Consider the following 12,755-nt stretch of genomic DNA (forward strand, 5'->3'; position numbering starts at 1 on the left):
CCACGCCCCGCGGTTGGCCCCCCCCCCGCCCACCCTCGTCCCCGTTTGGCCCCCCCCCCCCCCCCCCCCTTCTCTCCCCCCCCCCCCCCCCCCCCCCCCCCCCACTCGGTTGTTCTCTCACGGGCGGTGGTGCGGGAACGGGTGTGCCCGTCAGTGCTCGCGCGCTGTCAGCGAACGCGCCGTCAGCGTCGGGCGAGCAGACGCACGCCGTCGCCGGTCGGCTTGTACGGCAGACCGTAGTGCTGGAAGATCGCCTCCTCGTCCTCGACGGGCAGGACGTCGTCCGTGCCGATCGAGGGGGCCGACTTCACCAATGCCTTGTCGTACGGGACCTTCACCCATCCGGGGCCCACGATCACGTCCGTGACGGGCGTGAAGGTGAGCCGGTGCCTGGTGGGCAGGCCGATCTGGACCGTGACCATCAGCGGCTCGTCCGTGCCGGTGTCCACATACACCGCTTCGAGGGAGCCGATCTTGTGTCCCTCTGCGTCGACCACGTCGTGGTCGCGCCATTCGCGGAGATCAGCGGGCTTGATCATGACGAGTCCTCCTGGTGACGTGCTGTACCCGTTCACTTTCCTTGTGCCCCGGTCCACGCGCCACACGCACGTGGCAGTCGGGTCAATCCGTGCTCACCTCCGAGCGGTCGCCGCCCCACAACGTGTGGAAAGAGCCCTCGCGGTCGGTGCGCCGGTAGGTGTGCGCGCCGAAGAAGTCGCGCTGACCCTGCGTGAGCGCAGCGGGCAGCCGCTCGGCGCGCAGCGCGTCGTAGTACGCCAGCGCCGCGGAGAAACCGGGCGTGGGCACGCCGTGGCCCACCGCGGTCGCCACGACCGACCGCCAGTCGTCCTGCGCCGCGCCGATCTCCTCGGCGAACTGCTTGTCGGACAGCAGGCTCGGCAGGTCGGGGCGGCTGTCGTACGCCTCCTTGATCCGGTCGAGGAAGGCGGCCCTGATGATGCAGCCGCCGCGCCAGATCGACGCGACCGCGCCCAGGTCGATGTCCCAGTCGTAGGTCTGGCTGCCCGCCTGGATCTGGTGGAATCCCTGCGTGTACGAGACGATCTTGGACGCGTACAGCGCCTGCTCCACGCGGTCGGCGAAGGCGGCGGCCTCGGCCTCGCCGAGTACCGCACCCGAGGGGCCCGGCAGGTCGCGGGAGGCGGCCCGCAGCTCGCCGTGGCCCGACAGGGAGCGGGCGAAGACCGCCTCGGCGATGCCGGAGACGGGGACGCCCAGGTCGAGGGCGATCTGTACGGTCCAGCGGCCGGTGCCCTTCTGCTCCGCCTGGTCGGCGACGACGTCCACGAAGGGCTTGCCGGTGGCCGCGTCGGTGTGCGCGAGCACCTGCGCGGTGATCTCGATCAGGTACGAGTCCAGGCGCCCGGTGTTCCAGGTCTTGAAGGTCTCGGCGATCTGCTCGGGCGAGTAACCGGCGACCTCGCGCAGCAGGTGGTACGCCTCGGCGATGAGCTGCATGTCGGCGTACTCGATGCCGTTGTGCACCATCTTCACGAAGTGGCCGGCGCCGTCGGGGCCGATGTGCGTCGTGCAGGGCGTGCCGTCCTCGGCCTTGGCGGCGATCCGCTCCAGCAGCGGGCCGAGCGACTCGTAGGACTCGGCGGACCCGCCGGGCATGATCGACGGGCCGTTGAGCGCGCCCTCCTCGCCGCCGGAGATACCGGTGCCGACGAAGTGGATGCCCTGCTCGCGCAGTTCCTTCTCGCGGCGGCGGGTGTCGGCGAAGTGCGCGTTGCCGCCGTCGATGATCACGTCGCCCGACTCCAGCAGCGGCGCGAATTCCTGGATCACCGCGTCGGTGGCCTCACCGGCCTTGACCATGATGACCAGCCGCCGCGGCCGTTCCAGGGCCGCGACGAACTCCTGCGCGGACTGCGCGGCGATGAAGGTGCCCTCGTCGCCGAACTGCTCCACCAGGGCGTTCGTCTTGGCGGTGGTGCGGTTGTGCAAGGCCACGGTGAAGCCGTGGCGGGCGAAGTTCCGGGCGAGATTGCTGCCCATCACTGCCAGCCCGGTGACGCCGATGTCCGCCGATCCGCTCATGCGATGTCTCCACACTTGTTGGTGTGCGTCTGCGTACGTCTTCCTGCCGTGCAACGGTGGCCGGGGCCGTGCGCTTCCCGTGGCCCCACTGTCGAGCCTGCCTCTTCCGGCGGCCGACAGCCACCCGTGCGGACCGCTCCGGCCGGGCCGGGTCGCTCCGGCTGCCCGATGATGGCAGAAGCGGGCCGTACGGAGAGGAGCCGTCGTGGCGGACGCCGACACCGACGCGAACAGCAACGCGAGGACGGGCACGGGCTCGGGCGACGACGAGGAAGCGGGCCAGGGCGCCGACCGGGGTACGGGCCAGGAGCGGGACCGGCTGGCGAAGTACCGCGGCATGCGGCGCTTCGACCGCACCGACGAGCCCGAGGGCGGTACGGCGGCCCCCGGCGACGACCCGTCCTTCGTCGTGCAGATCCATGACGCGACCCGGATGCACTTCGACTTCCGGCTGGAGGTCGACGGGGTGCTGAAGTCCTGGGCGGTCCCGAGGGGGCCGTCCACCGACCCGCGCGACAAACGGCTCGCGGTGCCCACCGAGGACCACCCGCTGGAGTACCGGGAGTACGAGGGCGTGATCCCCGGCGGCCAGTACGGCGCGGGGCCCGTCATCGTCTGGGACCACGGCACCTACCACCCGCTGACGGACGGCGGCCCCGAGGCGTTCGCGCGGGCCCTGGAGCGCGGCCACGCCTCCTTCGAGCTGCGCGGTACGAAACTGCTCGGCGCGTACGCGCTGACCCGGATCCACCAGGCCGCCGACGGCGGTCAGGGGGACGCGGCGGACCCGGCGTGGCTGCTGGTCAAGAAGAAGGACGCGCACAGCACGCCGGGCCGCGGGACCACTCCGGATCCGCGCAGGGCCCGCTCGGTCCTGACCGGCCGCACCCTCGCGGCGGTCGAGCGCGAGGAGCCGCCGGAAGGGCCCGCCGGATCGGGGCCCGACGGAACAGGGCCCGCGTGAGGACGGCCGCCGCGCGGACTACGGCTGGGTGAGGCGTTCCATCAGGGCCAGCGCTTCGATGACCGTCTCGCGCTCCTGCGGCGTGTAGCGGTCCTGGAAGGCGCGGGCCAGCCACTCCTCGCGGGCCACGCGGTTGCCCTGGACCCGCTCGCGGCCCGCGGCGGTGAGCACGATCAACTGCCTGCGGCCGTCGCGGGGATCGGGGTGGCGCTCGATGAACCCGTGCTGTTCGAGCGCCCCGAGCGCGACGGCCATCGACTGCGGGCGGACCCCCTCCGCGGCGGCCAGCGCGCTGGCGGTGGACTCCTCGCCCTTGCCCAGCCTGCTGAGCACCGAGGTCTGGGAGGGGGTCAGGTCCTGTGTGTCGGCGATCTCCCGCAGCCTGCGCAGCAGACGGCTGACCGTCACCCGCAGGTCGTGGGCCGCTTGGACCGCGGTCCGCGAGATGTCCTCGGTGCTCTCTTCCATACCCCTACCGTAAAGAGACCGGTGGCCGGGCGCGGCACGGGAGTCCGTACCGCGGGCACGTCCCCGCTCTCAGGTCCGGACCGGGGGCGACCAGATGTAGGGCGTCGTGGTCGTCACGGCGTGGAAGCCGAGGCGCCGCAGGATCGGCGCGCTGTCGTCCGAGGCGTCGACCTGGAGGTAGCGGATGCCCCGGGCGGCGGCGACATTGGCGCGGGCGGCGACCAGCGCGCGGTAGATGCCCCGGCCGCGCCACGCCTCCAGTGTCGAGCCGCCCCACAGCCCGGCGAAGTCGGTGCCGGTCCTGACCACCAGCCAGGCCGCCGAGACGACCTGGCCGTCGGCCTCCGCGACCAGGACGACGACCTCGGTGGGCGCGGCGGCGATCCGGCCGGCCAGGTCGTCGGCCAGCCACCCCCAGTCCTGGCCCCACACGGCCGACTCCATGGCGGCGATCCGCCGCAGGTCGGCGTCGGCGGTGACCTGGCGCAGGACGACGCCGTCCGGCAGTACGGGGTCGGCCGTCATCTCCTCGGCCCGCCCGATCACGACGGTCTCCCGCTCCTCGGGCACGAAGCCGGCCGCGAGCAGCCGCTCGGGCAGGTCGGCGGGCCGGTCGTGCGCGCGGGTCTTCCACTCCACGGCCTCGCCGCGCGCCGCGAAGAAGTCGCGCTGGCGGGCGATCAGCCGGTCCAGCTCCGCGCCCTCCACCCCGAGGCCGGGCGGTGTGCTCACGAAGCCGCGGTACTGCCCGCTGAGCCGCAGGACCGGTCCGTCCCACTCGCACCTGACCCCGGCGGGGAGGTTCGGCGGAGCGCCGCGCATCTGCTCGTCATAGGCCGCGAGCAGGCCGTCACTGTTCGTCATACGAGCCAACGCTACGAAGGCCCGCAAGTGGTTTTCGCGGACCCCGTACGGCGCCCGCGATGAGTTCGCGGTCCGCGGCCGGTCTACCGGGGCATGACCACTACCGGATACGTACCGCCCCGGATCGTCGACCGCGCCGCTCGCCCGTACGCGGCCGTCCGGGCCCTTGTCACCATGGAATCGGTCGACACCATCGCCCACCGCATCCCCGAAGTCATCGGGCGGCTGTCCGCGCTCGGCGTGGAGCCCGCCGGGCCGCCCTTCCTCAAGTACAACGTCATCGACATGGCGAGGCAGCTCGAGGTCGAGGCGGGGGTGCCCGTCGCGGGGGCGGTGGTGCACGACGGCGACCTGTTCTCCGGCGTGCTGCCCGCGGGCCGCTTCGTGACGTACACGCACCTCGGCAGCCCCGCCGGGCTCGTCGGCGCCACGGCGCTGCTGCTCGACTGGGCGTTGGCGGCGGGGCTGCGCTGGGACATGAGGCCGACGGCCGAGGGCGACCGGTGGGGCTGCCGGATGGAGAGCTACCGCACCGATCCGCGCTCGCAGCCCGACACCGCGAAGTGGGAGACGGACCTGGAGTTCCGACTGGCCGACTGAGGCCGCGCGGGCCTATCGCGGCTCGCCCGGATAGGTGCCGAAGTACCAGTGGTTGCCCTCGATGTCGCGGGCCGCGAAGTCGCGGGAGCCGTAGTCCGTCTCGAACAGCTCGGCGGTGATCTCGGCGCCCGCGGCCTTGGCGCGCGCGTGCAGCGCGTCGGGGTCCGCGGTGACGACGTAGGCGCCGAAGGAGCCGGGGGGCCGCTTGGCCCAGGTGCCGTCCGGGTCCTCGCGGACCGAGCCGAGCATGATGCCGCCGCCTTCGGGCCAGGCCAGTTCGGCGTGCGCGACGGTGTCGCCCTCGCCGTAGACCGCGGTTTCCTCGAAGCCGAACGCGTCCACGAGGAAGCGGATCAGCCCGCGGGCGTCGCGGGCGCGCAGGGTGGGCCAGACCTGGGGCGGCGGTGCGGTCTTCGCTCGCGCGGAACCGCCGCCGCTCGCGCCCTGCGCCGGGTTGTCGCCAGTGCTCTCGGTCATGGGGATCGGACCTCCTCAGTGCTGCCGGTGTGCTGTCGCGTCCAGCCTCACTCGGACGGGTGGTGCCCGGATTGGATGTTTCGGCGCTCCTCGGCGAGCCACAATGTCGGCGGGCAGCCCGCCAGGGCCCGGAATTCGCGGTCCATGTGCGCCTGGTCGAAATAGCCGCGGTCGACGGCGATCCTGGCCAGCCGCCCCTCGGCGGCGCCGTAGGAGGCCAGGCCGCGGCGGGTGCGGTCGAAGCGGATCACCCGTGCGGCGGCCTTCGGGCTCAGTCCCACCTCGGCCGCGAAGCGGTCCCGCAGCCGCCGGTCGCTCCAGCCGACCTCGGCCGCCAGCCGCGCCACGCCTATCGTGCCGCCGGTGGCCGCGAGCAGCCGCCACGCGTGCCGTACCTCCGGATGGAGCCGTACGCCCGCGCGCGGGTCGGCGCGTGCCCGGTCCAGTAGCCAGGCGTCGACGACGGCGAAGCGGCCCGCCCAGTCCGGGGCGGCCCGCAGCCGGTCCAGGACGTCGGCGACCGACGGTCCGAGCACGTCCTGCGCGGCGAGATCCGCTCCGGCCAGCGCGCCCGCGGGCAGCCCGAGCAGGACGCGGGCGCCCAGCGGGTCGAGGGCGATCTGCACGCCGGACTGGCGGCCGGGCACGCTGATCAGCGCGGGTGCGGTGTGCAGGCCGCCGACGAGCGCCGAGAAGTCGCCGGGCGGTTCCGCCGGGTCGGGGTGGGCGGCGATGGTGAGCGGTTCGTCGAGCGTGAGGATCAGCGTCAGGTACGGGGACGGCAGCCCCCGGTGCCTGGTCGGTGGCACGCCGCGCTGCCGGTAGCCGGAGTACCAGCCGACCAGGCCGCGCAGGGCGGGCGCGGGCCTGCCGCGTACCGCCTCGTCCACGACGCCCGTGCCGGTGACCGGCTCCGTACCCGTACCCGTGCTCACGCTCTCCGTCCTCCCGGCGGACGCGGCGGCCCGCCGTATGCGACGGCCCGATGTGTACGGCGACCGTAACGTCCGGCGACCGCCGCCGTCAGCCGCCGTCAGCCGCCCGCGACCATGCCCCTGGTGTGCTCCAGGATCTCCTCGCGCGTCAGATACGTGTCGGTGTACTCGAAGTCGCGCAGGGTGCCGGCGCTGCGGGACTGGAAGTTGGTGCGGACGAAGTCGTCGCCCGCCACCGCGTTGAGCAGCCAGTTGGTCATGACGCGGGTCTTGGCGACGTTGGTGCGCAGCGCCGACCAGTGGTAGCCGCGGGCGACCGCCTGGGCGGGCAGGCCGCGCAGTTCGATGCCAAGCGGCTTGGAGACCGCGTCCTTGCCGCCGAGGTCGACCACCAGGCCGAGGTCCTTGTGCGCGTACGGCGTGAGCGGCCGGTGGCGCAGGGTGGCCAGGATGTTGTCGGCCATCGTGCGGCCCTGCCGCATGGCGTGCTGCGCGGTGGGCGGGCAGATCGCGCCGTCCTCGCCCTTCGTGACGTCGGGCAGCGCGCCCGCGTCGCCCAGCGCGAAGACGCCGTCGAGCCCCGGCACGGTCATCTCGGGGGTGACCGCGAGCCTGCCGCGTACCGTCTCGGCGTCGAGCGTGGCGACCAGCGGGCTCGCGGCGACGCCCGCGGTCCAGATCAGGGTGCGGCAGGGCAGCACCCTGCCGTCGGTGAAGGTGACCTCCTCGGGTCCCGCCTTCGCGATCGACACCCCGAGCGAGACCTCGATGCCGCGCTTGCCGAGGATCTCCAGCGCGCTCCTGCCCAGCTTGTCGCCCAGTTCCGGCATCAGCTTCGGGGCGATGTCGATCAGGTGCCACTTGATCAGCTTCGGGTCGAGGCGCGGGTAGCGCTTGGCCGCGTTGCTGGTCAGCCGCTGGAGGCAGGCGGCGGTCTCGGTGCCCGCGTAGCCGCCGCCGACCACCACGAACTGGAGCCGGGAGGCCCGCTCGGCCTCGTCCTGGCTGGCGTCCGCGAGGTCGAGCTGCGCTATGACGTGGTCGCGGATGTACGCGGCCTCGGCGAGCGTCTTCATGCCGCGCGCGTTGTCCAGCAGTCCGGGGATGTCGAAGGTGCGGGTGACGCTGCCGGGCGCCAGCACGATGTAGTCGTACGGCTCGTTCAAAATCTCGCCCGTTATCTTGCGGATCACGCAGACCTTGGCCTTGGTGTCCACGCCCACGGCCCCGCCGGGGATGATCCGGGTCCGGTGCCTGCTGCTGCGGCGCAGCGACACCGCGATGGACTGCGGGGTCAGCACCCCGGAGGCCACTTGGGGGAGCAACGGCAGGTAGAGCTGGTACGAGAACGGTGTGACCAGTGAGACGTCCGCCTCGTCGGCGGCGAGCGACCGCTCCAGGCGGCGTACGCACGCCACTCCTGCGAAACCGGCGCCTACCACGAGAATCCTGGGTCGTGCCACGACATCCGTCCCTTCTCAGGTCTTCGCGTCCGTCTGCTCCCCTGCCCCGTGAACGCGGTCCGGCACACCTCCTGTCTTAGTACGGCGCGAGCGGGCCCGCCAGCCGGACGGCCGGTCACGGCGTACACCGCGCTGCACGGACGGCCGACTCGACGGAGCATGGTACGGACGACAAGCGGACAAAACGACGAAGCTACGAAGCGACGGGACGGCGGATGAGTCGAAGGGGCCGTGGATGAACGATCGTGACGAGGGACCCCCGGCGGACGACCGGACGGCGGGGCGCGCCGCCGAGCAGGCCGCCGAACTGCGTCAGATCGATGCCCTGAACGAGACCGGCCCGCACGAGAGGACCCGCAGGCCCGCGCCGGGCGAGGACGGTGAGCGGGACGGCGCCGCCCGCGCGCCCACCGACGCGGGCAGGCACCGTGATGTGCGGATGCTGGAGGCGGGCCGCGCCCTGGCCGAGGCGACCTCCGTGGACGAGGTCTTCATGGCTCTGGCGTCGCTCACCTCGCCGGAGTTCCCGATGGACGGCACCGCCCTGTTCGGCGTCACCGAGCGGTCGCTGAACCTGATCGGGCGGTACGGGTACCGGACCAGCGGCAGCCGGACCGTCCGTATGACGATCACCACCGACTATCCGGCGGCGGAGGTGCTGCGCACCGGCCGCCCGGTGTATCTGCCCACGGTCGAGGAGTACCGCGACCGCTTTCCGACGACGTGGCGGCTCGCGGCCCGCAAGGGCAGCAGGTCGTGGGCGTTCCTGCCGCTGGTGAGCACGGGCCGGATCACCGGGGTGTGGCTGGTGGCGTTCCTGGACGACGTCGACTTCGACAGCGACACGCGCAGCACGCTGGTCACGCTCGCCCGGCTGATCTCCCGCGCCCTGGAGCGGACGCACACCGGCGAGGCGGAGCTGGCCCTGTCGCGCGGGCTGCGCAGCAGCATGGGGCGGGGCGCGTCGGTGTACCGCGGGATGACCGTGACCTCGCGGTACGTGCCGACCGGCGGCGGGCTGGTGGTGGGCGGTGACTGGTACGACATCATCGACCTGCCCTCGGGCCGTCTGGCGCTGGTCATCGGCGACGTGCAGGGCCACGACCTGCACGCGGCGAGCCTGATGGCCCAGCTGCGGACCGCCGTGCACGCGTACGCCGCCGAGGGGCACGGCCCGGACGCGGTGCTGTCGCGGACGTCGCGCTTCCTGACCTCGCTGGACGGGGACAGATTCGCGACCTGCATCTACATCGAGGCGGACCCGGCGGCGGGCACGCTGCACGTGGCGCGGGCCGGGCATCCGCACCCCGTGCTGCGCATGCCGGACGGCACCTGCATGATCAAGCACATCAGGGGCGGGCTGCCGCTCGGCCTGATGCCGGACGAGGACGACTACCCGGTCAACGTACTGGAGCTCCAGGCCGGGGAGATCATGATGCTCTGCACGGACGGGCTCATCGAGACCGGCGGGCACGACATGTACACCGGCTGGAACCGGGTGCGGGACGCGCTGTCGCCCGGCCCGACCTCCGACCTGGAGGGGATGGCCGACCGGCTGATCCAGAGCGTGGTCGGCCCGGTGACCGAGAACGGCGAGGAGCGGCTGAGCCCGCGCAACGAGGACGACATCGCGCTGCTCATGCTGCGCCGCGACACCGGCGTCCAGCGCCCCGTGCGACCCGTTCGGCGCATCCTGACCACGATCGAGCAGGACGAGGCCGAGGGCCTGGCCGAGGCGCGCTCCGAACTGCGGGCGCTGCTGCACGACTGGGCGCAGCCCGACCAGGTGGACACCGCCGTGCTCCTCGCGTCGGAGCTGCTGGGCAACGTGCTGGTGCACACCGACCAGACGGCGGCCCTGATGGCCTCGATCTCGGGCGAGCCCGGCAACCGCACGCTGCGCGTCGAGGTCTCCGACAGCGGTGACGAACTGCCCCACCAGCGCACCCCGGGCGAGATGGCGTCCTCGGGCCGCGGCCTCGTCCTGCTCGACATCCTGTCCGAGCAGTGGAGCGTACGGCCGGAGTCGGAGGGCAAGACGGTGTGGTTCGAGCTGTCGGAGGACGCCGACGGGGTCGCGGGACAGGACGTCTGAGGGTCGGCTCAGCCGTTGCGGGCTTCGGGCATGCGGGCCTCGGACGCGCGGACCCCGGCCGTATGGGCTGCGGCGGTCGTACGGGTGCGGTGGCGTACGGCGGCGACCGTGGGGGACGAGGTGAAGGCGGCCGTCACCTCCAGCAGCCAGGCCGCCTCGGCCTCCACGGTGCCGGGGACCGTGGGCGGGGTGTGGCCGGGGGGCGCGAACCGCTCAGCGGCGGTGCCTTCGCACAGCCGCCCGGCGCGTTTGTTCTCCAACGCCGCCGCGATCGTGGCCGCTTCGAGCACGGCCCGCCGGTCACGGCCGCGCTCGTCGGCCCAGTCGATCGCGTCGCCGCCGGTCACCTCGCTGCCGTCGTCTCCCCCGCGTCCGTCGGTCCAGGCCGTGACGCCGGACTCGAAGTACGGGCGCAGCGCGAGATGGCCGTCGCGGATCTCGATCACCCTGCGGTAGAGGGCGAATTCGGCCTGCCGCAGGCCCGGTCGGCGGTCGGCGGCCGACGGGTCGAGGGCGATCTCGGGCAGTTCGCTGTGCAGCGCCGACCACAGCGGCTCCAGCGCCCGGTGGCTGCGGTAGGCGCGCAGCCAGCGCATGGGGGCGCCGAGCGCGCCGACCCACAGCGTGGTGGTGGCTCCTCCGGTGGCGAGCGCCGCGGTGACCGCGCCGAGCACGGAGGAGACCACGTCCTCGGCGACGCCTTGGCTGCCGGTGCGCAGGTCCGCGATGACATCGTCCAGCGCCCACAGCGTCCACACCGCGCCGACCGCGGCGGCGAGCAGCATCAGCCGCAGTCCCGTACGCAGCAGCCCGGGGGCGGTCCGAGCGGCGTGGTCGGCGAGTTCCCTGGCCAGGACGGCCAGACACCACGAACCGTAGAGGGCGAAGAGCGCGTTGTACGACGCCAGGGCCCACCGGTGGCCGGAGGAGACGGTCAGCGTGTCGCCCGCGATGGCGGGGTCGGCCACCAGGTAGAGCGCGGTGGAGACGGCCAGTACCGCACCGGCCGCCCACATCTGGAGGCGCACCGCACGCGGGGCCGCCGCCGCAGGGGACTTGAGCGCGTACGCCACCAGGACGAGGAAGGCGAAACCGACCATCTTCACGTCGTGGATGCCCAGGTTGACCAGGTTGTCGAAGGTCGTGTCGGAGGACAACGCCTTCGTGAGGGCGGGGGTGTTGAACAGCATGCCCGAGCCCAGGCACAGCGCGAAGCCGTAGACGTAGCGCTGCGCGGAATCGGACCACGGTCGGCGGGTGATCACCAGCCGGTGGACACCGAAGACCAGGAAGAACGCGGCGGAGACGAACGACAGGAGATCAGCCATCACGGCGGCCCGACGCGCGGTCCTCCGGTATGCCGAACAACCTGTCCAGACGCGTTCGTTGCGGATGCGGCGGCGGCACGGGGACGGTGTTCCCCAACGGACGGGCGGTACGGGTCAGGATCAGCGAAGCGACCAACTCGGCTTCCTGCTCCTGCGGTTCGGTGTACACACTGCGGCCGAGTACCCGCTGGACCAGGGACGACGATAAGTGCGGTAACAGGACCTGGGCGGCGGCCGACGCCGCGGGCGCGGTCTCGTGGTGGCCGCAGACCAGGTGGGCCGCCTCGTGCAGCAGGATGTGCTGCTGGTGCAGCGCGCTGGTGTCGGCGGCGTAGAGGATGCAGTCGCCGTGGTCGGTGGTCACCAGCAGGCCGCACGGTGTGTGGGGCCGGGAGGAGACGGGCACGAGTTCGATCGGACGGCCGCGGGCGACCGCGAGCATCCCGATGAAGACCGTCGCGTCGAACGGATTGGGCAGGTCGAGCCCGTCGACCGTCCGCTGACATCTGTGCCACAGAGCTCGGCTCCGGTCACGTCGCACACGTCTCACACGCTGTCCCCTTGTCCGCCGGGTGGAACCGCGAGATCTCACCGAAGAGTTCGCGCACTTCAAGCGCTGCGTGCACTTCAGGCGCTGTCAGGGTTCGCGGCTGGGAGAGCCACGCTCCCTGCGGGCGAGCACATCGATCATGTCGCTGATCGTGGCCGCGCCCTCAGGGGAGAGGTTGACCGCGCGCAGGGCCATGCTGCGGACGCCCGCGTCGCGCAGCGCGCCGAGCAGCTCAAGCTCCTTGGCGATGGCGGCGCCCTGCTCGTCGTCGAAGAAGTATCCGACCGGCACGTCGAAGAACTGTGCCAGGGCTTCGAGATGACGTTTGGTGGGATTGTCGCGACGGCCCGTGCGCAACTGCCACAGGTAGGTCGCGGAGAAGCTCTCGCCGGTGGCCTCGCGGCAGGCGCGGGCGACCTCTTCATGGCTGTACGGCTCACGGTTGGGCCGTCGCACGACCCGGAACAGCGCGTCGATCTTGTCGGCCAGCGTCGACGCGGAGGGGGCCCGCGACTCGTTCTCGCCCATCGCCCGCCTCCCCTTCGTCGGTGCAGCCAGTATGGGTTCGTCCCGTGTCCGGCTTCATCCTAGCTGGTACACACAGCCGCCGGAATGGTCCGCTTGCGTGCGCCCATACGGCGGCGGCGGTGTCCGTCGTGCCGGACACCGCCGCCGATTGGCCTACGAGGCAAGGGAGTTGTCGCCCGACCGGTGCGGTCGGGCGGGTCGGTCAGGCCGGGTTCAGCAGGCCGGGGCCCTGCGGCTCCTGCGCGATGCGCAGGGAACTGCCCCAGACGCAGTCCCATCCGCACACCACGCTGAGCGTGCTGCCGGCCACGCTGATCGGCTGGAGATTCGCCTTGCCCTGGTCCTTCTCGCTCCCCAGCGCCTGGAGCCTGAGCACCTCGTTCATGGGTGTTTCCTCGTCTCTCGTCCATGGGATTTCC

At 72.4% G+C, this 12,755-nt stretch carries 14 protein-coding genes; 3 read left to right on the forward strand and 11 right to left on the reverse strand.

Going from position 1 to position 12,755, the window contains the following annotated elements:
• Window positions 1-182: 182 nt before the first annotated feature.
• Together ACZ37P_RS24345 and gndA are read right to left on the reverse strand one after the other, a co-directional pair.
• Window positions 183-539, reverse strand: coding sequence for a PRC-barrel domain-containing protein (locus ACZ37P_RS24345; RefSeq protein WP_355340750.1), 357 nt, complete (start codon window positions 537-539; stop codon window positions 183-185).
• Window positions 540-621: 82 nt separating this feature from the next.
• Window positions 622-2,064, reverse strand: a complete 1,443-nt coding sequence (gene gndA, locus ACZ37P_RS24350; protein WP_355340753.1) for an NADP-dependent phosphogluconate dehydrogenase — start codon at window positions 2,062-2,064, stop codon at window positions 622-624.
• A 319-nt stretch (window positions 2,065-2,383) separates the two neighbouring features.
• Between gndA and ACZ37P_RS24355 the strand changes: the two genes are divergently transcribed.
• Window positions 2,384-3,028, forward strand: coding sequence for a DNA polymerase ligase N-terminal domain-containing protein (locus ACZ37P_RS24355; RefSeq protein ID WP_401722278.1), 645 nt, complete (start codon window positions 2,384-2,386; stop codon window positions 3,026-3,028).
• An 18-nt stretch (window positions 3,029-3,046) separates the two neighbouring features.
• Here ACZ37P_RS24355 and ACZ37P_RS24360 read toward each other — a convergent pair whose 3' ends face one another.
• Window positions 3,047-3,496, reverse strand: a complete 450-nt coding sequence (locus ACZ37P_RS24360) for a MarR family winged helix-turn-helix transcriptional regulator (RefSeq protein ID WP_355340757.1) — start codon at window positions 3,494-3,496, stop codon at window positions 3,047-3,049.
• 69 nt (window positions 3,497-3,565) lie between these two features.
• Entirely contained in the window at window positions 3,566-4,360 is a 795-nt protein-coding gene (locus tag ACZ37P_RS24365; protein WP_467348598.1) for a GNAT family N-acetyltransferase, read from the reverse strand.
• Window positions 4,361-4,453: 93 nt separating this feature from the next.
• Between ACZ37P_RS24365 and ACZ37P_RS24370 the strand changes: the two genes are divergently transcribed.
• Window positions 4,454-4,960: a GyrI-like domain-containing protein gene (locus ACZ37P_RS24370; protein WP_401312615.1), complete on the forward strand. Its 507-nt coding sequence runs from the start codon at window positions 4,454-4,456 to the stop codon at window positions 4,958-4,960.
• Window positions 4,961-4,972: 12 nt separating this feature from the next.
• Here ACZ37P_RS24370 and ACZ37P_RS24375 read toward each other — a convergent pair whose 3' ends face one another.
• The 3 genes from ACZ37P_RS24375 to ACZ37P_RS24385 form a co-directional block, all read right to left on the reverse strand.
• Window positions 4,973-5,437 (reverse strand): VOC family protein, encoded by a 465-nt coding sequence (locus ACZ37P_RS24375; RefSeq protein ID WP_391044861.1) that lies wholly within the window; start codon window positions 5,435-5,437, stop codon window positions 4,973-4,975.
• A 47-nt stretch (window positions 5,438-5,484) separates the two neighbouring features.
• On the reverse strand, window positions 5,485-6,372 hold the full coding sequence (locus tag ACZ37P_RS24380; protein ID WP_467348600.1) for an AraC family transcriptional regulator: 888 nt from the start codon (window positions 6,370-6,372) through the stop codon (window positions 5,485-5,487).
• A gap of 98 nt (window positions 6,373-6,470) precedes the next feature.
• A complete protein-coding gene (locus tag ACZ37P_RS24385) occupies window positions 6,471-7,835 on the reverse strand; it encodes an NAD(P)/FAD-dependent oxidoreductase (RefSeq protein WP_355340772.1) in 1,365 nt (454 codons plus the stop codon).
• Between the two features lie 235 nt (window positions 7,836-8,070).
• On the opposite strand from ACZ37P_RS24385, the gene ACZ37P_RS24390 reads away from it, so the two are divergent.
• Window positions 8,071-9,930 carry an ATP-binding SpoIIE family protein phosphatase gene (locus tag ACZ37P_RS24390; RefSeq protein ID WP_355340775.1) on the forward strand — a complete coding sequence of 620 codons (1,860 nt, stop codon included), beginning with the start codon at window positions 8,071-8,073 and terminating at the stop codon, window positions 9,928-9,930.
• 8 nt (window positions 9,931-9,938) lie between these two features.
• Here ACZ37P_RS24390 and ACZ37P_RS24395 read toward each other — a convergent pair whose 3' ends face one another.
• The 4 genes from ACZ37P_RS24395 to ACZ37P_RS24410 form a co-directional block, all read right to left on the reverse strand.
• Window positions 9,939-11,258 carry an MAB_1171c family putative transporter gene (locus ACZ37P_RS24395; protein ID WP_355340778.1) on the reverse strand — a complete coding sequence of 440 codons (1,320 nt, stop codon included), beginning with the start codon at window positions 11,256-11,258 and terminating at the stop codon, window positions 9,939-9,941.
• Complete coding sequence (locus ACZ37P_RS24400) at window positions 11,251-11,808, reverse strand: ParH-like protein (protein WP_355340781.1); 558 nt, start codon at window positions 11,806-11,808, stop codon at window positions 11,251-11,253. Before ACZ37P_RS24400 ends, ACZ37P_RS24395 begins: the two co-directional genes overlap by 8 nt.
• 87 nt (window positions 11,809-11,895) lie before the next feature.
• A complete protein-coding gene (locus ACZ37P_RS24405; protein WP_355340784.1) occupies window positions 11,896-12,336 on the reverse strand; it encodes an XRE family transcriptional regulator in 441 nt (146 codons plus the stop codon).
• A 202-nt stretch (window positions 12,337-12,538) separates the two neighbouring features.
• Complete coding sequence (locus tag ACZ37P_RS24410; RefSeq protein ID WP_355340787.1) at window positions 12,539-12,721, reverse strand: hypothetical protein; 183 nt, start codon at window positions 12,719-12,721, stop codon at window positions 12,539-12,541.
• Window positions 12,722-12,755 lie beyond the last annotated feature (34 nt).

The organism is Streptomyces sp. NPDC024632 (assembly GCF_055559175.1).